The sequence below is a fragment of the Paenibacillus sp. T2-29 genome, from assembly GCF_052921365.1.
Window position 1 is genome coordinate 162,379 of sequence record NZ_JBREVE010000002.1, and the last position, 21,191, is coordinate 183,569.

The 21,191-nt window shown below is 45.0% G+C and carries 21 protein-coding genes and 1 tRNA gene; 7 read left to right on the forward strand and 15 right to left on the reverse strand.

Annotation, left to right across the window (positions count from 1 at the left end; genetic code table 11):
* Positions 1 to 43: 43 nt before the first annotated feature.
* The gene (gene trmB / locus ACU1JV_RS06430; protein ID WP_013370067.1) at positions 44 to 757 is read right to left on the reverse strand and encodes a tRNA (guanosine(46)-N7)-methyltransferase TrmB; all 714 of its coding nucleotides are present in this window, start codon (positions 755 to 757) and stop codon (positions 44 to 46) included.
* 104 nt (positions 758 to 861) lie between these two features.
* Complete coding sequence (locus ACU1JV_RS06435) at positions 862 to 1,059, reverse strand: hypothetical protein (RefSeq protein WP_013370066.1); 198 nt, start codon at positions 1,057 to 1,059, stop codon at positions 862 to 864.
* Positions 1,060 to 1,366: 307 nt separating this feature from the next.
* Here ACU1JV_RS06435 and ACU1JV_RS06440 point away from each other — a divergent pair, with 307 nt between their 5' ends.
* From ACU1JV_RS06440 to ACU1JV_RS06455, 4 genes are all read left to right on the forward strand, one after another.
* Positions 1,367 to 2,320 (forward strand): TIGR01212 family radical SAM protein, encoded by a 954-nt coding sequence (locus ACU1JV_RS06440; RefSeq protein WP_013370065.1) that lies wholly within the window; start codon positions 1,367 to 1,369, stop codon positions 2,318 to 2,320.
* Positions 2,321 to 2,902, forward strand: a complete 582-nt coding sequence (locus ACU1JV_RS06445) for a class I SAM-dependent methyltransferase (protein ID WP_013370064.1) — start codon at positions 2,321 to 2,323, stop codon at positions 2,900 to 2,902. It abuts the gene before it with no gap.
* 180 nt (positions 2,903 to 3,082) lie between these two features.
* Entirely contained in the window at positions 3,083 to 4,057 is a 975-nt protein-coding gene (locus tag ACU1JV_RS06450) for a type I phosphomannose isomerase catalytic subunit (protein WP_013370063.1), read from the forward strand.
* Between the two features lie 25 nt (positions 4,058 to 4,082).
* Positions 4,083 to 5,087 carry an alpha/beta fold hydrolase gene (locus tag ACU1JV_RS06455; RefSeq protein ID WP_413985811.1) on the forward strand — a complete coding sequence of 335 codons (1,005 nt, stop codon included), beginning with the start codon at positions 4,083 to 4,085 and terminating at the stop codon, positions 5,085 to 5,087.
* Between the two features lie 101 nt (positions 5,088 to 5,188).
* Here the strand turns inward: ACU1JV_RS06455 and ACU1JV_RS06460 are convergent, their stop codons facing one another.
* The 3 genes from ACU1JV_RS06460 to ACU1JV_RS06470 all read right to left on the reverse strand — a co-directional run bounded on the left by ACU1JV_RS06460 (position 5,189) and on the right by ACU1JV_RS06470 (position 10,059).
* Positions 5,189 to 5,719, reverse strand: coding sequence for a YfiT family bacillithiol transferase (locus ACU1JV_RS06460; protein ID WP_064963927.1), 531 nt, complete (start codon positions 5,717 to 5,719; stop codon positions 5,189 to 5,191).
* Between the two features lie 141 nt (positions 5,720 to 5,860).
* Positions 5,861 to 7,156, reverse strand: coding sequence for a 2-oxoglutarate dehydrogenase complex dihydrolipoyllysine-residue succinyltransferase (odhB, locus tag ACU1JV_RS06465; RefSeq protein WP_413985810.1), 1,296 nt, complete (start codon positions 7,154 to 7,156; stop codon positions 5,861 to 5,863).
* A gap of 5 nt (positions 7,157 to 7,161) precedes the next feature.
* Positions 7,162 to 10,059, reverse strand: a complete 2,898-nt coding sequence (locus ACU1JV_RS06470; protein ID WP_064963929.1) for a 2-oxoglutarate dehydrogenase E1 component — start codon at positions 10,057 to 10,059, stop codon at positions 7,162 to 7,164.
* Positions 10,060 to 10,648: 589 nt separating this feature from the next.
* Here ACU1JV_RS06470 and ACU1JV_RS06475 point away from each other — a divergent pair.
* Positions 10,649 to 11,920, forward strand: a complete 1,272-nt coding sequence (locus ACU1JV_RS06475) for an MFS transporter (RefSeq protein WP_413985809.1) — start codon at positions 10,649 to 10,651, stop codon at positions 11,918 to 11,920.
* A gap of 246 nt (positions 11,921 to 12,166) precedes the next feature.
* On the opposite strand, the gene ACU1JV_RS06480 is transcribed toward ACU1JV_RS06475, so the two are convergent.
* The 3 genes from ACU1JV_RS06480 to ACU1JV_RS06490 form a co-directional block, all read right to left on the reverse strand.
* Positions 12,167 to 12,240 (reverse strand) — tRNA-Pro (locus ACU1JV_RS06480).
* Between the two features lie 528 nt (positions 12,241 to 12,768).
* The gene (locus tag ACU1JV_RS06485) at positions 12,769 to 13,575 is read right to left on the reverse strand and encodes a barstar family protein (protein ID WP_413985807.1); all 807 of its coding nucleotides are present in this window, start codon (positions 13,573 to 13,575) and stop codon (positions 12,769 to 12,771) included.
* A gap of 49 nt (positions 13,576 to 13,624) precedes the next feature.
* Positions 13,625 to 14,113 (reverse strand): HEAT repeat domain-containing protein, encoded by a 489-nt coding sequence (locus ACU1JV_RS06490; RefSeq protein ID WP_264216379.1) that lies wholly within the window; start codon positions 14,111 to 14,113, stop codon positions 13,625 to 13,627.
* A gap of 205 nt (positions 14,114 to 14,318) precedes the next feature.
* Between ACU1JV_RS06490 and ACU1JV_RS06495 the strand changes: the two genes are divergently transcribed.
* Together ACU1JV_RS06495 and ACU1JV_RS06500 are read left to right on the forward strand one after the other, a co-directional pair.
* Complete coding sequence (locus tag ACU1JV_RS06495) at positions 14,319 to 15,077, forward strand: DUF2087 domain-containing protein (protein ID WP_413985806.1); 759 nt, start codon at positions 14,319 to 14,321, stop codon at positions 15,075 to 15,077.
* 33 nt (positions 15,078 to 15,110) lie between these two features.
* Complete coding sequence (locus tag ACU1JV_RS06500; protein ID WP_413985805.1) at positions 15,111 to 15,452, forward strand: GIY-YIG nuclease family protein; 342 nt, start codon at positions 15,111 to 15,113, stop codon at positions 15,450 to 15,452.
* A gap of 2 nt (positions 15,453 to 15,454) precedes the next feature.
* Here the strand turns inward: ACU1JV_RS06500 and ACU1JV_RS06505 are convergent, their stop codons facing one another.
* The 7 genes from ACU1JV_RS06505 to ACU1JV_RS06535 all read right to left on the reverse strand — a co-directional run bounded on the left by ACU1JV_RS06505 (position 15,455) and on the right by ACU1JV_RS06535 (position 21,185).
* The gene (locus ACU1JV_RS06505; RefSeq protein ID WP_413985804.1) at positions 15,455 to 16,015 is read right to left on the reverse strand and encodes a GNAT family N-acetyltransferase; all 561 of its coding nucleotides are present in this window, start codon (positions 16,013 to 16,015) and stop codon (positions 15,455 to 15,457) included.
* Between the two features lie 28 nt (positions 16,016 to 16,043).
* Complete coding sequence (locus tag ACU1JV_RS06510; RefSeq protein ID WP_025676346.1) at positions 16,044 to 16,601, reverse strand: hypothetical protein; 558 nt, start codon at positions 16,599 to 16,601, stop codon at positions 16,044 to 16,046.
* 278 nt (positions 16,602 to 16,879) lie between these two features.
* Positions 16,880 to 17,824 (reverse strand): class I SAM-dependent methyltransferase, encoded by a 945-nt coding sequence (locus tag ACU1JV_RS06515; RefSeq protein WP_165081413.1) that lies wholly within the window; start codon positions 17,822 to 17,824, stop codon positions 16,880 to 16,882.
* Between the two features lie 114 nt (positions 17,825 to 17,938).
* Complete coding sequence (locus ACU1JV_RS06520; protein WP_090739125.1) at positions 17,939 to 19,150, reverse strand: rhamnogalacturonan acetylesterase; 1,212 nt, start codon at positions 19,148 to 19,150, stop codon at positions 17,939 to 17,941.
* A gap of 60 nt (positions 19,151 to 19,210) precedes the next feature.
* A complete protein-coding gene (locus tag ACU1JV_RS06525; RefSeq protein WP_058829229.1) occupies positions 19,211 to 19,693 on the reverse strand; it encodes a ribosomal maturation YjgA family protein in 483 nt (160 codons plus the stop codon).
* A gap of 194 nt (positions 19,694 to 19,887) precedes the next feature.
* A complete protein-coding gene (locus tag ACU1JV_RS06530) occupies positions 19,888 to 20,475 on the reverse strand; it encodes a GNAT family N-acetyltransferase (protein ID WP_413985803.1) in 588 nt (195 codons plus the stop codon).
* A complete protein-coding gene (locus ACU1JV_RS06535; RefSeq protein ID WP_264216384.1) occupies positions 20,472 to 21,185 on the reverse strand; it encodes an HAD family hydrolase in 714 nt (237 codons plus the stop codon). The genes ACU1JV_RS06530 and ACU1JV_RS06535 overlap by 4 nt, the downstream gene beginning before the upstream one ends.
* Between the last annotated feature and the right edge of the window lie 6 nt (positions 21,186 to 21,191).

Sequence of the window (21,191 nt, forward strand, 5' to 3'; positions counted from 1 at the left end):
AGGAAGCACCCTGTCTTGTTTACTTTATTTATTTTGCCCGCTTTTACTTTCCATATTTTTCGAGTCGTATTTTTTCGTACTCTTCCAAAGCGTCTTTGCCAATCAGCACCTCGACACGATGAATATTCATACCTTTACCCATGAACTTTTGTTCATACTCTGTCATGACATGCTCCTCATTGATTCCATCACGATGAAGGTTTAACGAAATATTCGTCATTTGTAGACCACTATCAGCGAATGAATTCAGAGAAAACTCAAACAATGTCTCCGAGTCCGTCTTAAAATGAATTTGTCCTTTGCTGTTCAGAAGCTGACGATACTTGTCCAAAAAACGCGGATGCGTCAAACGACGGCGTGCATGCTTGGCTTTAGGCCAAGGATCGCTAAAATTCAGATAAATGCGCTCTACTTCTCCTGGTTCGAAAACATTCTCGATCTGTTCGATGTTTGCCAGTGCCAATTTGATGTTGGGTGGTGTAACAACTTCTGATTCACTCCAGGCCAGACGAGACTTTTCTGTAGCACGGCGAACCAGCTCGTCATACATATCAAAGCCGATATAGTTAACCTCTGGATTACGGTAGCTCATTTGGCTTATAAATTGCCCTTTACCCATACCAAATTCCACATGAATGGGACGATCATTACCAAATAACTGCTGCCATTTCCCCTTATACTGTGATGGTTCCAAAATGACCAGATCTTGCTGTTCTTCCAGACTTTCACGTATTCCTTTTCTTCCGCGTAAACGCATGTTACTCCTCCATATACTCTGTTATCAAGGAAAAAGGAATTTCACCCCCGCTTGAAGATACGGAAATGAAATTCCTTTTTCAATATATTTGGATTGGGGTCCAACTAATTTAATTGTTCATAGTCTACCCCATCAGCAGGTGAAAAATCAATTGTCTTTTGGCAAGCGGCTCTGATTTTTTGACGTGCGGCCGTTCCAATCTGACGATCCTGCCCAAAACGGACACCAGTCAATGCTAACGCCTCATCAAAGGTTAACTCAACAGTAACTTTATCCATACGCGTCTTATCCTGCGTATTCATAAAAGATCACCTCACGGGTTATTTGTGATGGAACCGACGTGCACTTCCCCTAAAGCAGGCGATAGAAACAGCATAGCTGCCTCCCTGAAGAATAGTCATTAGCAACTGATAACTTTTTATCTTCAGGATCAAAAACAGTCCTTTTATCATATGCCTGGTACCGCTTACAATATAACATATTGTGTAACCTTTTTCAATCCGCAAAGCTATAAAATCAGCACTTTTTAATGACTTTCTCGGGCAAGTGATTCCCATTTAAGATTGAATTTTGTTACAATAGGGTGATCGTAAAAAAAGGAGTCCTCCCATGAAAACAGATTTGTTGCCTGCTCCTCTCCTCTGGGGAGATAAACGGTTCCATACATGGAATTACGAAATGCGCGAGCAATTTCAAAATAAAGTGTTTAAAGTCATGCTGGATGCGGGTTTTACTTGCCCAAACCGCGATGGTTCCATTGCCAAAGGGGGCTGTACCTTTTGTAGTGCACGCGGATCAGGTGATTTTGCCGGACGTCGCCGTGATGATTTGGTCACCCAGTTCAATACGATTCGGGATCGTCAGCATTTAAAATGGCCCAACGCTAAATATATTGGCTATTTTCAAGCCTACACCAATACGTATGCCCCGGTTGAGGAACTGCGAGAATATTTCGAGGTTATTTTGGAGCAGCCCGGTGTTGTCGGTTTGTCCATCGCTACACGTCCCGATTGCCTGCCTGATGATGTAGTCGATTATCTAGCCGAGCTGAACGAACGCACGTATCTGTGGGTCGAAATGGGTCTGCAAACCGTTCATGAATCGACCTCCGAGCTGATTAATCGTGCTCATGATACTCAGTGCTATCTGGATGCAGTGGAAAAACTGCGCAAGCGGAATATCCGTGTGTGCGCCCACATCATTTATGGCCTACCGCAGGAGACGCATGAAATGATGCTCGATACAGGACGTGCAGTAGCCGCTATGGATGTGCAGGGCATCAAAATCCATCTGCTGCATCTCATGCGTAAAACGCCAATGGTCAAGCAGTACGAAGCAGGATTGCTACGCTTTCTGGAAAAGGACGAGTACATTAAGCTTATTGTAGATACGTTGGAGTTTTTACCCCCTGAAATGATCGTTCATCGGTTGACCGGAGATGCACCACGCGATTTACTGATGGGCCCCATGTGGTCGCTTAAAAAATGGGAAGTGCTCAACGGCATTGATAATGAACTGAAATCACGTGAAACGTGGCAGGGAAAATACTGGAGGAAGTCTTAAATGGGATTCCTGTCTGTTCTGAGCTATGCTCATCAATTGGTAGCTGCGCGGGTGCAGCCAGGCGATACTGCCGTAGACGCCACCGTCGGCACAGGAGCAGATACGTTGTTTCTGGCTAAAGCTGCTGGCAAACGGGGCCGCGTCTATGGCTTCGATATCCAGCAAGCAGCTTTGGATTACGCTCGTCGTCGGCTGGAAGAAGACACCTCCCCTTCATTAGCGGAAGTATCACTATTGCTGCAAGGCCATGAGCACATGCGGGAGGTCGTCCCAGACCTGCTGCATGGTAAAGTGGCTGCGGTCATGTTTAACCTTGGCTACTTACCGTCCGAAGGCGCCGATCCTACGGTCATCACGCATACAGACAGCACGCTCGTCGCACTTGAAGCTGCCTTGCAATTGCTGCGACCGCGTGGTATTTTGACTGCCGTATTATATCCAGGGCATGCTGGAGGCAGGGAAGAAGCGGAAGCTGTTCTTCATTGGGCTTCTACCCTCCCAGTCTCCAGCGGTCAAAGCATTATTTACCGTCAACTACAACGAGACGCTTCACCTTACGTAGTGGCGGTTGAAAAGAAATAATGTCGAGTTGTTAAACTCGCATATTCTCGCATATTTAGGTAATGAGCGGCTTTTTAGCCGCCTTACATATATTTTATAGCGCCATATGGGTCTATTCTTCCGGTTTATTGCCCAGCGGCACGTTTTAATTGCCTGATTCTGTTAGATCGTACTCATTACTCATTATGGAGGAGAGAAATCATGCTAAAGCCATACCCGCTGCAATTCCAACCTGAGTTCAAAGAGAGAGTTTGGGGAGGACGGGCCTTAGAACAATTTGGTCTAACCCCACCAGAAGGACATATTGGTGAAGGATGGATGATTGCCGATCATCCGAACGGAACAACAACGGTCATCAATGGCGAGCTGGCTGGAAAAGGGCTGGATGAAATCCGCCAGACTTACGGACAGGATTGGCTTGGGGCAAAGGGCGTATCGAAAAAAGGCGGACGTTTTCCACTTTTGATCAAGCTGCTGGATTGCAATGATGATTTATCTGTTCAGGTGCATCCGACGGATGATTACGCCGGACTTCCAGCTGGAGAATTAGGAAAAACCGAAATGTGGTACGTGCTTGATGCCAAGCCTGATGCCAAAATCATTTATGGTCTGACCGAAGGTGTAACTCGTGAAAGTCTGCGTACAGCTCTTGAAAGCGGAGATATCATGGGCAGTTTGCGCCAAGTTCCAGTTGAAGCTGGCGATACATTCTTCATCCCCGCTGGAACCGTGCATGCACTGTGTGCGGGTGTAGTGGTTGCTGAAATTCAGCAAAATTCGGATACAACCTATCGTTTATATGACTATAATCGCCCCGGTCTGGACGGCAAACCTCGTGAGTTGCACATCGAGGACTCCCTTAATGTAACTTCCTACGAAGGTGCAGGCGCAACAACGATGAAAACGGACGGCCTGCAGCCTGGAGAATGGCTCCAACTGGCATCCTGTGAGTATTTTGTTGTGGAAAAGGGTATCGTAGATGGAAGTTGGGCACTTTCTACAACGGAAGACAGCTTCACTATTCTTGTAATTTGCGAAGGCAGTGGGACCATAACATGGGACAATAATACGGAGTCTCTTTCCTGTAAAGCTGGAGATTGCTTCCTGCTCCCTGCTAATTTGGGCGGTTACACGCTAAATGACGGAATGACCGTACTTAGATCTTATCTTCCTTAAAGCTTAAAGGATGTGATGTCTAATCATGCGGGAATACACCTTCACCATCGCTGAAGATGACGGAACAGAGCTATTTGCTTATCGATGGCTGCCCGAGCCGAACATTCCCATCAAGGGAATCGTTCAAGTTTCGCATGGCATGTGTGAGACGTCCTACCGCTACATTCGGCTGGCCGAAAAGCTTACCGCTTCTGGCTACGGCGTGTATGCCAACGATCATATCGGCCACGGGCGCACAGCTGGTGATCCTGATAAGCTCGGTATGCCGGGAGCCAATGCATTCAACCGAATGGCAAAAGGCATGCTGGAGCTAGGCCAAATTGCGGCCAAGGAATTCCCTGATCAGTCCCGTTTTTTGCTGGGTCACAGCATGGGGTCCTTTTTAACCCAGAAAATTATGTATGATGATCAACAGGCGTATCACGGGTTTATTTTATCGGGAACCAACGGACGACGTAGTCTGCTGAAACTCGGAGAACAGGTTGCTCTGCTGCAAGCCAAACTGCAAGGAATGAATCATCGTAGCATGCTGCTCAACGCTATGGTCTTTGGCGGCTTTAACCGTGCTTTTCGTCCTGCGCGCACAGCGTTCGACTGGCTGTCCCGTGATCCTGAGGAAGTAGATCAGTTCGTGCACGACCCACTATGTGGAGCTATTTGCACGACAGGCTTTTTCCTCGATTTCTTTAGGCTTTTGCAAGAAATTCACTGGCCTTCCTCGTTGAAAAACATTAATCTCAAACTGCCCGTTTATATTTTTGCTGGGGATCGTGATCCGGTGGGCTTGTTCGGAAAAGGTGTGTTGTCGCTAGTGGAAATGTATCGAAGCCTGGGGCTTCAAGACTTGGAGTATCGCCTTTATCCTGACGGTCGCCATGAGATGTTGCATGAAACAAATCGCGACGAGGTAATGAGTGACATCGTGGACTGGCTCGACCGTCATATTAACACAGGGGCAACCTCTGTTTCCGTTGGGTCTGGAGCCTCCGAAGCATCCGCTTTATCAGCTTCGCCCAAGTCATCATCCTAGTGAGGAATTAGCAAAAGAAGCCTTTAAAGCACGATAGAAGTGGCTTTAAAGGCTTCTTTTGCATTCCTTTATTTTTCATCAGGGCATCATTTTTGAGTTAATTACCATGCATTTCGTTCTTTCAGCGAAGTAATATGAGCTGTGTGATGCTTGCCATGCCAGGCATAGATGCCAATGTTTCGTTCCAGACGGAGCGTCTGGCCCGATTCAGGATGAATAAATGTTCGGTGTAGCTGATCTTCCCCCAATGAACGCAACATGGTCACCCACCGTTCATGAAGTCCTTCCAGCAATTGCAACGAAGGTTCCAGTGGAAGCTCTCTAGCGTCTGGTATTTCAGCCCAACGCCCCTCATCATAGGGTTTGATTGTCGGTGTATCTTCTGTCAGCGCTAGCTTAAAACGGATATAACTGTTCATATGGCTGTCTGCCAAATGATGAACAACCTGCCTTATCGTCCATCCTCCTTCACGATAAGGCGTATTTAACTGCTGCTCATTCAGTCCTTCGACCGCCTGACGCAATTGTCCAGGCAATTCAGCAATGTCGTCGATCCATGTGGTCAACTGTTCTTCTGTAATGGTATCTGGAACCACGAACGGTCCAATCGGGTAACGCAAGTCTTTGTCCAAAACAGTTCCCGCCCTTCTCTGTATCTGAATGTCTGCAATTATCTATAGCCTTATGTTATAACTATGCAGGAAAAAAAGCAGACCCGCAAGAGTCTGCTTTTGTCATGCACGTACAAGGGAGATGCACTCGAATGATATATTTTATCCTTCCAGCAACAATGATTCGGGATCTTCCAGCAATTCTTTGACCGTTACCAGGAAACGGACCGCCTCGCTACCATCAATAATACGGTGGTCATAGGACAACGCGATATACATCATTGGACGATTTTCCATACGTTCCTCGTCGATGGCAATCGGGCGAAGTTGGATTTTATGCATTCCCAAAATACCCACTTGCGGCGTATTCAGAATTGGCGTAGACAGCAGGGAACCGAAAATACCTCCATTAGTTATGGTAAAGGTTCCTCCTTGCAAGTCCGCCAGAGAAAGTGAATTGGAACGAGCTTTGCTAGCCAAATCGGCAATGCTCTTTTCAATTTCAGCAAAACCAAGCCGATCAGCATCCCGGACAACGGGAACGACCAAACCTTCCTTGGCAGATACAGCAATCCCGATATCATAGTATTTTTTCAGTACGATATCATCGCCATTGATTTCTGCATTCACAGTAGGGAAGCGCTTGAGCGCGCCAACCACTGCCTTTGTAAAGAAGGACATAAAACCCAGCCCTACATCGTGTTTCTCCTTAAACTTATCTTTACGGCGTTTGCGCACATCAAGAATAGCGGTCATATCCACTTCATTAAAAGTGGTAAGCATGGCGGCTGTTTGCTGTGCTTCAACAAGACGCTTGGCAATCGTCGCTCTCCGACGGGACATCCGCTGCCGTTCCACAGGCTTGCTGTACTCTGTTTGAGCTGGAGGCGATGACACAGACTTGCCAGCAGCGGGAGACGCAGGTACAGATGCTGTACGTGATACTTCAGCGCTGTTATGCGTTTTTACGTCCTCCTGAAACACACGTCCAAGCGGGTCCTTTCCTTGTACCTGCTCAAGATCAATCCCGCGCTCACGCGCCAGCTTCCGGGCGGATGGTGATGCCGTCTGACCATTCCCGTCACTATTGGAGGGGATGGGCGGCGCAGACTTTTCTACTGCTTTACCGCCGCTTTCTACGGAAGTCGGTGAAGTTGCTACGGACGGCGCTTCAGGCGCTTGAGTCGCTGCGGCTTCTCCAGCACCTGTTGCTTCCACACCACTGCCGCTTCCGATCAAGCCAACAGCTTCACCGATAACTACAGTATCTCCCTCTTGACGAAGGATTTTCTGGACTACACCTGCTTCTTCGGCGCTAATTTCCAGATTGACCTTATCCGTTTCCAGCTCCAGTAGAACATCTCCCTGTCCTACGGAATCTCCTTCCTTTACAAGCCATTTGGAGATTGTTCCTTCCGTGATGGATTCTCCCATTGCTGGCACTATAATATCACTCACAGCCGCTACCTCCCCAGTGTAATATTGTTTTTGGAATCCTGCTTCAACGCCGATTGAATAATTCGCTGTTGTTCTAGGCTGTGGACTTGCTGATAACCGCTCGCCGGGCTGGAACGATCCGGTCTGCCTGCGTAGCGAATTTCTGCTCCCTGTGGCACAACCTCCCGCAAACGAGGCTCCATATAACTCCAGGCCCCCATATTTTTAGGTTCTTCCTGAGCCCATACGAACTCCTTAACATGTGGGAAGCGACTAAAAATATTCCGAATTTCCTCTGCCGGGAAAGGATATAGCTGCTCCACACGAATAATGTGCAAACGCTCCTCTGCTTCATTCCCGTTTTTATCCTTCTCCAACGCTTCCTCCAGATCAATGGCAATCTTGCCACTGCACAGTACAATGCGCTCTACCCGATCCGGACGTGATCCCAGACCAGATTGCTCCAACACAGGACGGAATGTTCCCTCACTGAATTCAGAAGCAGGCGAAGCGACACGATTGTTGCGAATCAGGCTCTTCGGCGACATCATCACAAGCGGGCGAGCTTCCTCACTTTCGCTTAATGCAGCCTGACGGCGCAGCAGATGGAAATACTGTGAGGCGCTGCTCAAATTGGCGACAGTCCAGTTATTTTGTGCAGACAACTGGAGGAAACGCTCCAGACGTGCACTCGTATGCTCAGGTCCTTGTCCTTCACTACCATGCGGTAACAGCATCACCAGACTGGACTTCTGTCTCCATTTGGCACGGCCAGCGGAAATGAATTGGTCGAAAATAACCTGAGCACAGTTGGCAAAATCACCGAATTGCGCTTCCCAAATGACCAACGTCTCAGGAGAAAACACGTTATAGCCATACTCGAAGCCGAGGACTGATGCCTCAGACAATGGACTGTTATGAATACTGAACGAAGCACGTGCTTCCGGCAATGTATGCAGCGGGCAATGGGTACGCCCGGTTTCAGGCTCATGCAGCACAAGGTTACGGTGAGCAAAAGTAGCTCGCTCCGCATCCTGACCTGTCATACGAATAGGCTTGCCGTCTGCTAGAATGGTAGCTAAAGCGAGTGTTTCCGCCAAGCTCCAATCTACCTTTTCACCCTCGTTCAGAGCGGTTTTTCTACGCTGTAAAATTCGTTCCAGCTTCGGATATACATGAAAAGCCTGTGGCCATTTGAGTAAATTTTCATTAATTTGACGCAGTTTTTTCATTTCAACCGCAGTACGGACCGGTGTGCTCTGATTCTTTTTCGCCTTCACAGCAGTAAATTCAGGCTCCTCCTCCGGTTGATTCTTCACATGCTCATGTGCTTCCTTCAGTCGGTTTTGGACCTTCTCAATGAGGCCAGCACTAAATGCTTCATCCACTATGCCCTGCTTCATCAGCTTTTGAGCATATAATTTGCTCACCGTTGGATGATTCTTTACCTTGCGATACACCAGCGGTTGAGTTGTTTCCGGATCATCGGATTCATTGTGACCATAACGACGGTAACCAATCAGATCAATCAGAAAATCCTTCTTGAAGCGATTACGGTACTCACCAGCCATACGAGCCGCTGCAATACAAGCCTCAGGATTATCCGCATTCACGTGTACAATTGGAATTTCGTAGCCCTTGGCCAGATCGCTGGCATAACGGGTCGAACGTGAATCAACACTCTCTGTCGTAAAGCCCAGACGATTGTTCACAATGATGTGCACTGTGCCACCATTACGGAAGCCGCGCAAATTGGTGAAATTGAGTGATTCGGCTACGATACCTTCACCCGGGAACGCCGCATCACCGTGCATAATAATGGTAGCTGCCTTGCTAACGTCCAGCTTCGGATAACCAGCCTCACTGCGATCTTCCTGTGCCGCACGCGAAAATCCCTGCACCACCGGATTCACATATTCCAGGTGACTTGGGTTGTTCGCCAATGTCAGACGGGCCTGGACGGCTTCCCCATCTTTTACAAAACGATCCGCACCCAGATGATATTTTACATCCCCAGTCCAGCCGTAGTTAATTCCAGTGGAACCTTCCGACGGAATCAGATCCTTATTCGGGGAATGATGAAATTCAGAGAAAATTTTGCTATAAGGCTTGCCCAGCACATGTGCCAATACATTCAGACGACCACGATGCGCCATCCCCATCAGGACATGACTTGCTCCTGCATTTGTGGTTAGACGAATAACCTCGTCGAGTACAGGGACAAGCACATCATTACCCTCAATGGAAAAACGCTTCTGCCCGACGAATGTTTTATGCAAGAACTCTTCGAACTGTTCTACTTCTACCAATCTGCCCAGCAACGACTTGCGTTCCTGTGTTGTAAGTGGCTTGGAGGACCAGCCGGATTCTGCATAGCTGTTCAGCCAGCGGCGTTCCTCCTCGTTATGAATATGACTAAATTCATAGGCAATCGGTCCTGTGTATGCTACACGTAGCCGTTGAATGGCTTCCCACCCGTTCAGTGTTCCCGCTGGAGCGTTATCCCATATTAAAGAGGCTGGAAAAGCCTTTAGGTCTTGTTCAGTTAAACCGTAAGATGCTGGATCAAGCAGACGTGTATCCTGCTCTGCATCCAGTCCCAGTGGATCGATTTGGGCGGCCAAATGTCCGTATTCACGGATATTCCACACCATTTTGCCCGCTGTAACCGCTTTCTGTAATGTGTTCGAATCAAGGTGCCCCAAAGCATTTACGGGGGGGCCTTGTAATTTGTTGTCTATCATGGAAGCAGCCGAATATTCGGATTGTGGCGGCTCGCCCCATTGATCAAACAGCTCGCGGTAAGCCGGATCAACCGTTCCGGGATCCGCTACATACTTTTCATACTGGTCCTGCACATAACCTAGATTAGGTCCGTAATACGTCTGCCAAGGTACCTGTCTGCTGCTCTCTTCCATTGTCATCTCGTTCCCTCCGTCAAATTTTGAAATTCATAGCTGGACGGAAATCATTTTCATTTTGTCGTTTTGTTAAATCTCTAATTTAAGCAATTCACATTATGTTCACATTATATGAAATCCATGATCAAAAGTCGAATTTCACAGTGCTTATTTCTCTTTCATTGTATAAAGTTTTCTAGCTATGAGCATTTCCTTTTTCTCAACATATCCATGCGTAAATGAGATGAATCGGGCTATTCTGTAATTCTGTAGTCTTTATCATTTAAAGTTTAGGATGTGATATAAACGGATATCCTAATCACGAACTTAAATCTGTGACTGGTATATAAAAGTAATCGCTATAAATGGCGAGGATTTAGCTTAATTAAGATTGGAGATTGACACCTTTTTGTGATTCATAAATCAAGCACATGGCAACTTAAATAACCAGCTGTCGGATATCAACCGATGGCTGGTTATTTAAGTTGCCGATACGATGCAAATTCAAACTTAAAGTGACATTAAAGTCACTTTTCTGTACAATTTTCCTACTTTTCACTATTATTTTACTTAGGCATCTAAAAACCGCTTTGAAAGCGAAAGGGATGGAACTGTGACTGGACTAAAACAAATACTCAGAAACAAGAATTATGTCAGATTTTTTCTGGCAACCTTCGCCTCACAAATGGGAGGAATTATCGGAGTTACTGCATTCATGTTTTATTTGTTGAAACGGTTTACAAATCAGCCTTACTATGCAACACTTGCCGAGTTAATGTATTCGCTCCCGATGCTGGTAGTATTTCTCGTGGTTGGAGTGCTGGCAGATCGGATGGACAGACAAAAAATTGCTGTTAATTGTGACTGGATTAGCGCCTTTTTATCCTTATGCTTGCTTGTTTTTATTTGGATCGATTCGATTCCTTTGGTATTTGCCCTCCTCTTCATCCGTAGTGCTGCCTCCAAGTTTTTCTTTCCAGCCGAAAGTGCCATTATACAGGGGATATTAAGCGAAGATGATTACACCATTGCCGCAGGCCTCAATCAAATGATGGGGAGTCTTTTCATGTTATTTGGAGGAACTCTGGGGGCCGTCGTTTACTGGCACTTTGGAATTACTGGAGCCATCCTCATTGATGCTATTTCTTTTATTGTGTCTGCACTGCTCATTCGTTCCTGCAAAATTCCCAGGGAAGTACGCCTTCCGAACGGTGCACATCAATTCAAACAATTAAAATTCAAACTTGTCATGATTGATTTTAAACAAGGGTTTCTTTACATATTACGCAACAGACTATTGCTTTGGTTGGTTTCAGGCTTTTTTATGTTCGGTATTTTAAATGGTGGTTTTAGCGTTTTACCGATGTTTATCCTTAAATATAAGCTAGCTCCAGGCAACTATGAGCAGTATATGGTTTGGACAGGTATTATTTTTGGAGCTGGTGTGTTGCTTGGTACACTAATCGCTTCGCTCATCTCCGCCAAGCTAAAGCTACACCAAATGATTGCAGCCGGAGTTCTGGTAGCTGGAATAGGCATGTGCATACTTGGTTTTGTTAACCACCTCTATGCTTTTATGATTATCAATTTTGTCATTGCACTGATCCTTCCGTTCATTAACATTGGTATAGGAGGATGGCTGCCTCGTATTGTAGATCCTCAAATGATGGGACGTGTGCAAGGTTTGATTAATCCGTTAATGATGCTGTCCCAGTCTCTTACATTAGGTTTCATTGCTGTAAGCTTTCCTTCATTTATTTCAATTGAGCTCTTGTTTTTATTAGTTGGGGTCTGTACCGTTATGGTAGGCATATACTACACTATTGTGCTTCCCCGTTATGCTGATTACAGCACTTCTACTAAGGCCCTTCAGGAATCTTTATAGGCAAATAAAAAAAGCGTACATCCGACCATTCCGCCAGCGATTGTTGATTTGCCACTTCTGCCTCCCAATCCCGTGCAGAAGTGGCTTCATCCTATCTCCCCTCAATGCTTCATAATTACATACATTCGTTACATACGGCTAGCTCGTCAAAACCCAGTAGCGACAAAGAGCGATAGGATATATGTAATATACAAAAAAATGCCCGGCAGGCGCATTATCTGCACCAGCAGGACATTTGGATTATAATCGGAGTAGCGGGATTCGAACCCACGACCTCGCCCACCCCAAGGGCGCGCGCTACCTAGCTGCGCTATACCCCGATAAACCAGTGTATGTCAATCGTTGCTGTTATTTACCATTATAATCTGGTCACAAAAACCTGTAAAGGAATTATTTAGTCTGAGTGACGCAAAAAGTATAGGCCAAAATTGGAGATCACAGGAGCTATCCATGCAGAGCAAAAAAATAATTATCGGAGCAGTAGTATTACTTTTTTTTAGTACAGCTAAGCATTCCTATGTGCTTCACCTTTGCACAGAATGACCTTGTCATAGATCAAAAAACGAAAGAGAGACTAGCAGAGCAATATGGCTTGGAAGAACCTCAGCCACCTACATCTAAGCAGAAGCAAAACATATTATTGGGAGCTGATTGGGGTTTTAGTTCTCCTGCTGGTGCTGTTGTGGTGGAATTCACTATATTAATTCGAAATCCGCTCATATTTATTAGTCAACAACTGATAGATTCGCTAAAATAGTCATACGCAAACTTTAAATATATTCCTCCCTGTATAAGATGGATGCATTAATTTATATTCCATTTCAAAATTCCCTTTTTGCTTTGCTAGCTTAATTCGAAGAAAAATTCACGGTAACACCACCTGATACTAAGATCGTTAAAAGATCCATAAAATATTGCTGTGGTGAAAATCTATAGTATCTCTCTTCTTGATCCCATTCTTCCTCGAATCTTTCCAAGAAATAATGTGCGTTTTGCCAATGGATTGTGAACGGTCCTACTGCCCCAAAACCTCCACAGAGACAGTCCGATATACTGTCCAAGCTAAATCCAAAGTACCCTCCAGGCCCATTAATCGCTTCCCCAAGTGCTATAAAAAATGTTGTAAAATCAAATATGTGTTTCCCGTCTAAGGTGTAGACTTCTCCTCGTTTATCCAGTCTGGAAGATTTAAAACAATTAGATGCAGAATGTATTCTAGTCACGTTTAGCCATCCAGACCGTTCTTCTTTAGAAAAGCCTTGCCATATATTATTTTCAAGCGATTGAGCGCACTTTAATAACTCCCATAATCTTAATTCCACAGGGGAGGGCTTCGTTTCAAGTATGCCTGTTAACTCCAGATTGAAGTTTCCTTTACTATAATTTAGTTTATGGATTATATAGGATTCAGGTAGGTGATAATAATAGCTTCCAATCACTTTTTCTTCATCATCTAAAATAGCAATGTACAAGTTGGATACAGATTGTTTTGTCTTTGCTATGTTTTCTATGAATTCTTCGTTAAATTCAAATTGCTCAAAAATGACCTTTTCATTCGTTCCAACCATAATATCACCCGTTAACCCAACCACATCTCGACAATAACCAACTGTGAGCCCACTTTCATCGTCCATAACAGCAAATCTCTGTCTCAATTTATATCATACCTCCCAACAATAATTTTAAGGAATAAGGTTAAAGGTCTTATGTAAAAAGCTCTAAAGATTCTAGCAAAAAGTTACGCTTATATTTATTTTTATGATCGCCCAGCTTTCTTCTTATCATTTGTCTACATAGCTCCTTTTGAGCCTCTGAGATTTTATCTTGCACGGTACTTATCAGTTGATAGGATTGTCTACTCGCTTCAAAGGTATCATCCAGTAAATCTACCAGCACCACAACATGAGTAGATACGTCAAAAAATTCTAGAGCATATAACAGTGTTCCTCTATTCCCTTTCGTCTTAGGACTTCTTAACAAGTCAATAAGTGGCAGCACCGCTTCACTGTCTCCTAGATAAGCTAACGTAATGGCGATTACATTTCTGAGCAATGCACTATCCGTTGTTGCCAAATAACTCAATAATATTGGAGTGAATGTATGATCCAGCTTTTCACCCACATCCTCTATAATCCTTATCGCTTCCTTTAAATCTCCACTCTCTATGACTTCTTCTAATCGGAATTTGTCCATTGTTTACCAACCCATCTTATTACAATATATAGAAACTATCCAGTCTTAATACAATTCAATAGTTTACATATAATAACAATCCTATTTCTCTTTTGTATATAGCGAACATTGTCGAGATCTAAAAAATATCCATTCATTGATTTAAAATAAACAAAGTGTTATATTGTCTATAAAATAATCATCATTTAATTGAGGTGTTTGCTAAATGGATCATTCCGAACTATTCTGGAATGCTGATATTGAAGAACTGAAGCGTGGATATATTCGCCAAGGAGAGCAGGTAGTTTGCCTCTTGGACGGACAACGATACGAGCAAGGCATCATATATCAGGATCAAGGGGTATTTTATGACGCGGAGCGGTATATGCGTCTTCATATTGAGCGGACGTACGGATCGGTCTTTGACTATTTGATTGGTCTGGATAAAAAGCTGACTGGACTGACGGATCATCAAAATCGGTTGCTTCAGTTATTTTATCAAGGGATGGGCGATGCGGATATTCAAAAGGAAACCGGAATCGGCAGTGCATCCACCATACGCAATCATCGCTTTGGTCTCAAGGAAAAAGAGCGGCAGGCCAAGGTATTTCTCACATTAATGGAACTGTTAAAGGAGAAAGATCGCCACGCTCCCGCCATGGTAGAAGTACCCGTACAAGCACGGATGGTGGATGAACGCTACAACATTACGGAAGACGAAAGGCTCAAGGTACTCACGAAGTATTTTCCGAATGGTACGGACGGGCGCCTAAAGACCTTTAAAATGCAAGAAAAGCACAAGCTGATTGTGCTGCGTGAAATTGTGGGTCGTTTTGTGAAGGGACAAATATATCATGAGAAAGATATCAATGCGATTTTACAGGAAGTATATGATGATTATGTTACGGTGCGAAGATATATGATTGAATATGGTCTATTGGATCGCAAACCGGATGGCAGTGAATATTGGTTGAAGGAATCTTGAAGCTAGGCGCTTATAAAATAGGAGGATTCGACAATGGATCGAAGAAAAGAACTAGTTCAGCAATACATGGAGATGAAGACAGAGGCGGGAATCTATTGTATTCGCAATACACGCAATGGGAGAATTTTCGTCTCTTCCACGCCGAATTTAAAGTCACTGAATGGACGCCGTTTTGAGTTGCAAATGGGTATGTTTAAAAATAAACCACTGCAACAAGAATGGAATGAGTATGGCGAAGATTCGTTTGAATTTGAGGTGCTGGATATTTTGAAGAAAAAGGACTCAGAGTTCTTTGATGTCAAAGACGCGCTGGCAAAGCTGGAGCAGACCTGGCTTGATCGACTCCAGCCTTACGGGGACAAAGGATATTTGTAAACTTACTGCTCCGCAGAAAACTCCTTGCGAAGATAGCCAAAAACAACAGCGTCAACAAACTGACCTTTTTCATAAAAGTAATCTCTCAAGTGCCCCTCTTTAGTAAAGCCACTTTTGAGCAATAGCCGTCTGGAGCCTTCGTTATCTGGATCAATGAAGGCTTCTATACGGTGAACCTGCGGCAATTGAAAGCCGTAATCCACCACCACCTTCATCGCTTCTGTCATCAGGCCTTGCCGCCAGTATTCCGGTGCCAGCTCATAGCCGATTTCGATACGGGAGTGTTCCTTCTGCCAGTTATGAAATCCAATTGTGCCCACGATCCGCTCAGGAGCTTCTTTTAACGTAATCCCCCAGCGAAAGCCCTCTTGCTTCTCATATCTGGTTAGCATGGAACGAATAAATTTCTCAGCTTGCTCTACCTTCGTAAAGCTTTCCAAATCATAAAATTTAGTAACCTCATCTCTGGAGAAATAGTTGAATATGTCCTCCGCGTCTGCTAATGTAAGCTGCCTTAAATAAAGCCGATCGGTTACCAAAGTCGGAAACGTTTCCATTGTCATTATTCATCTCTCCTTCACATCGAAGAACCTATCTTGTCAACCACCAGCCGATCCCCACCACTACTCCATTGATGAAGAATAATGCCGTGCATGCTCTCCATTTGTTGATTTCACTTGTTTGAAAAAAGCTGGTCACGGTACTACGACACATAAACAACGTAAAAAATAAATTCCAAATAATACGCATACCATATTTAATGTAGTAAAAAGCAGGACTTAGCTGCACACCGCCTAACGCTGGAGAGATATCGGGAATAGACAGAATTGCACACGCATAACGCATGGTCTCATATGTAAAATAAAATAATGCCAGCCACCAAGCCCACTTCTTACCGAACAACATACCAATACCGGCAGCCGTTCCTGCCAGACCGAGCAACGCGATAAATCCTTGAAACATGCCCCTGCACATGCCTAACAACGTAGAAGCCTCATTTAATGCATTAAGCGTCAATAGCTGTGTCACCAACAGGAGTGCTCCATTAAAAATCAGTAAAATAGCTGAAATGCTTACACCTAAAGGTCGTTCGAAAGCCACGTTCGTTACATAATCTTCTACTTCTTTTTTTGTATACAGATCGGACACTTCTTCTACTCTCCTAACCCAATTATTACATCCATTTTGCGGCGGGCATAATAACAGTGTGTTTTCGCCTCATTTCCATATATCGGCTTTTAGGAAAATATGGTTTAATCTTCCCTGAAAAATTCCGTTATCTATACAATAATTTATTATTCAGGGCAACTATGCTATCAAATCAACGACATGAGAATCCTGATCATTAACAGAATCCCAAATAGAGTAATATCTATCCTTATACTACCATTCAAAGAGTGAATCTGACAAATGGCTGATACTAGCACTTATGAATGTATACGCGTTATCTTCGTAGCTCTATAACCTTCATATGACTGGATATACTCTACTTGATAACCCATTTGGGCATCCAAAAGCTCTTCCATAAACGGGAGGCACGGGCTGTAGATAAAGCTCCCTCCTGGCCGAATGGCTTTAAGCAATTCCATATATTTACGAGCGTACTCATGGATATTACCATCTGCCTTCAGATGATGATGCATAAAATGATTGGAGAATGCCATATGTGAAACGATCGTTCCCCATCTACTTTCTTCATAAGTAGTCGCTAACCAATCTCCTTGGGTGATACAACCGTCTGTTTCAGCCAGCCGATCTGTTCCGTATGCCTCAATTCCGTAGGCACGTAAATAAGTAACCAACCGTGCCTCTGATCCGCAACCAACATCTAGAACAGGCTCTTGCAAACGAGCAATGTCCAATCCTAGCAGATTCGCTTGCAACTCCGGTGTATATTCCTCACAAGGTACCCAAAAAGTATATTCATTCTCTGCATACTTAGCGAACACTTCACGTCCATTGGTACGAGTTAAAAAATCTCTCAAATGCCCATAATGCTGCTGGAGCAGTAAGTCCAGAGTTGCCCCTGCTATAGATTTCTTTTGGAACAGCTTTTCAATCCGGGTGAAGAATCGATCATACAGCTCCGTAAGCTCCCTCGCATGATCTGTGTGAAAATGTAGATACTGATTGGTATTTACAAACTGGGACAGTATTTTGGCCGCTACATCCTTTACAAAAACATGATACGTATGCTGGCGCTTCAAGCTTTGAAGCATGAGGATCAGTTCCGAGCTTCGCTGCGTCAGCCAGTACTTCATTTCCGTTGATGGTCCTAACAGAACAGAACCCTCGCGCATATAAAATAAACTCCGATGCTGATTATGCAGGAGTTGACCGTTAATAAGATTATGAAGTTGAGCGACTGTCATACTACTTCCTCCTTAAAGTCCAGAACATTAAAGCCCCACCCAAGCCTAAATCATGCTGGGTTTGGGTAGGGCCAGCTTATTTTCTGAGTATATCATGGTTATGGAAACTCGGTGCTATTGCAGATTCTCTGCCTTTACATAAGAGGATAGAGGAATATTCAAATCACGAACCCCTTGGGCTACCAAGCGGGCTATTTGCTCCGCACCATACTCCTGAAAATGTGTATCATCCTTCACGCCATCAGGAAATGCAGAATACACACCTGGCTCCAAATGTAAAAATAGTGGAAGTGTTCCTTCCAGTCCTAATGTATCATAGTAGGCTACACTCAATTGACTAAGATCGACCAGTGCAACACCCGTCTCTGATGCTGTTTCCTTCATGGCCTGCACATATTCCGGGAAACTAATCCGAAACGAAGCACTTGCTGCATCATAATCGCGGCGGCCTACAGGAGTAATTAGCACAGGTACCGCACCGCGTTGAGTGGCTCCTTGGATGTACGTTTTCAAGTAAACTTTATAGTCGGCAGGTGAAACATAACGCTCCTGATTATTGATCGCGGCATCATTATGCCCAAACTGTATGAACAGATAATCTCCTGGACGGATATTCCGTAAAATATCATCTAACCGCCCTTGAACCAAAAAAGTCTTCGTGCTACGTCCACCAATAGAACGGTTCACAAAAATAGTCTCATCTGTAAAAAACGGCGCAATCATTTGCCCCCAGCCTGCCTGAGGCTTCATCGAGGATTTATAGGTTTGAACCGTAGAATCTCCCGCAAGGTATACGGAAGGATGTTCTCCAGCCGTTCGAGCTCCCTTGGGAGTGATAACCAAAGCGTTGATCTTCGCTTCATTTCCTGAGAAATACAATTCGAGCTGACCGTCGATGAGTGCAAGCTCAAACGCAGCCTCGACAAATTGTCCTGCTGTTTTGGCAGTAGGCTCTACTTTAACAATGGATTCGGCTTTAACCGTAATGTCCGTGTTTCCGGCAATATCTCCGGCAATCAGAGAAAGCGTGTAATCCGCAGGTGGTAAATTGACGACAAATGATGAGCCTTGAACACGAACAAAATCTGAGCGGATAGCATCACTTCCACCACGGTTCTCTTCATTTACCTTGGAAAGATCGGTAAATCCATAGCCACGCTCAGGCGTGTAAGCATCCTTAGCAGTGACCTGAGTGTAGCCGTCAGCTACATCCCCAGGACCAAAATCAAAACGAAGAGGCGCCGCAAGCTGCTTTTCCGCTAATGCCTGCCCTGGAATAAGTATGGTTGCAAACAACAAGCTGAACCCTACGCATAACCCAATCATCTTACCGAACGACCTGTGATGCTTTCTCTTTTGTTTCAAGCGCAACCCTCGCTTCTCAGATTATTTGAGTGGTTTGTCATCGTCCATACGTCTATTGATCCCCACCAGCCTTTGGCAGCCTTGGTCCAGTACCCAGGATACCACAATACCAACCGTGTACCTGATCAGATCCACGGTCAGAAACCCTTTGCCAAGCACTAGGCCGCCCAGGGTGGTCGCCCGAATGTGGTTAATCCAAGGAGCCTGGTACATCTGACTGAATTCAATAGCGAAGCAAAACAGCACACTGCCCCAAAGGGCTACAGACAACTGACGGTTCACCCACAACATTCTCAGCCCAAAATAAATCATGCATGCCCACAAGGCATCCCCAAAGTGATTGGCAACGAATGCAGGTAACTGGGTGGAGAAAGCCCTGCTTCCCAAGCCCAACAAGATCATGACCAGCACGGCAACCAGATACGCAGCGCGAGCCTTCCAGTGGAACTTTTCCTTTATTTCCTGATTAATTCCCCTACTGCTGCTCTTACTAAATTTTCTCATACTAAATTACCTTTCCTAACACCGGAAAATACCTGCCAAGCTTCTAATAAAACTTCGTAAAGCATCCTCTTGGGATTGCGCTTGCAAGATTGCTGAACCTTAAGCTGATGTCACATTGTATGCACACCAACTTGTCTGTATTTTTCGTCATATTATGAATCATATAAGCTCCCGCAATATCGTACAATCGCTTGCTAAAATTCAATACCACGTACTTTCGCAAAAACCATATGGTGTACCATATTCCCCTCTTCATCACACTCGACATTCCTTAAAATCCCCTCTAATGTAAAACCTGCCCGTTCCGCTACCTTGGCGCTGCGCGTATTTCTGGAATCACAAAGAATCTCCAACCGATTAGCATGTAAATGCTGTATGGCAAAATCCGTAATACCGTGTACGGCCTCTGTTACAATCCCCTTTCCGATCCATGAGGTTCTGAGCCAATATCCAATTTCGAATCTTCGTGCATCCCAATTCATTCGGCGCAGACCGCTACTGGCTACAAATTGTCCCGAAGCCGTATCAAATATATACAGCACCATGTCAGACCGATCCAGAAATTTAAGTCTGGCTTGGCGTGAACGGATTTCAGATTCCTCCTCCGTAGGGAGATTTCTCGCAAAAGGAAGCCAAGGTCGCAGCTCATTTACACTTTCTCGTATCGCTTCATTAACTGCCACTCCATCGCCCCACTGTGGAGCGCGTATGGTCAATCGCTCCGTCTGGAATTGTTCCGGGAACGATAACAGAATGGGATTCGGTTGCTGCTCCCTACTCATGATGCTCCCGCCTCCATATTCGATGGATAGCTGAGACGATCCAGCCAGCCAGTGATTTCACGTAGACTCCCAATCTGATGATCCGGTACAATGTCCATTTCATTCCACGTCATAAAGCCTTCCAGCCAGATGGTATGCAATCCTGCACTTTGCGCACCACGAATATCATTCGTCGGATGATCGCCTACGTAACAGGCATGACCAGGTTCGGCAATGTCCAGCTCTTTCAGTGCCAACTCGAAAATACGAGGATTAGGTTTTTCGATGTTGACGTCACCCGATACGATAATGGAATCCACGTAATCTCTCAGCATCACTCGGTCGATTTTCGCCTGTTGTGCGCGGAGTGAGCCGTTGGTAATAATGCCAAGCTTCAGGCCCCGAGACCGCAGCTCAGACAACACTTCCTTGGCTCCGTCCATCAGGACCGTAAACTTATGAAATTCACCGTACCAAAAGCCCAGCATCTCCTGTACTGTCGTATCGGGATTTTTCAGTTTCAGGTCTGCATGCAGCTCGGTATACAGCTCCCTCTTATCTCGATACCCGTCTTGATCCGCCAGACGTATTCGCTCAACGACAGCCGCGTGGCTGGCTGGTTCTTCTGCCACAATAAATCGTTCTATAAAACGCTCAGTATATGCAGCAAATGCCTGTTTGCGATGAATCAGTGTATTATCCAGATCAAAAATAATGGCTTCTATAGACATAACGAG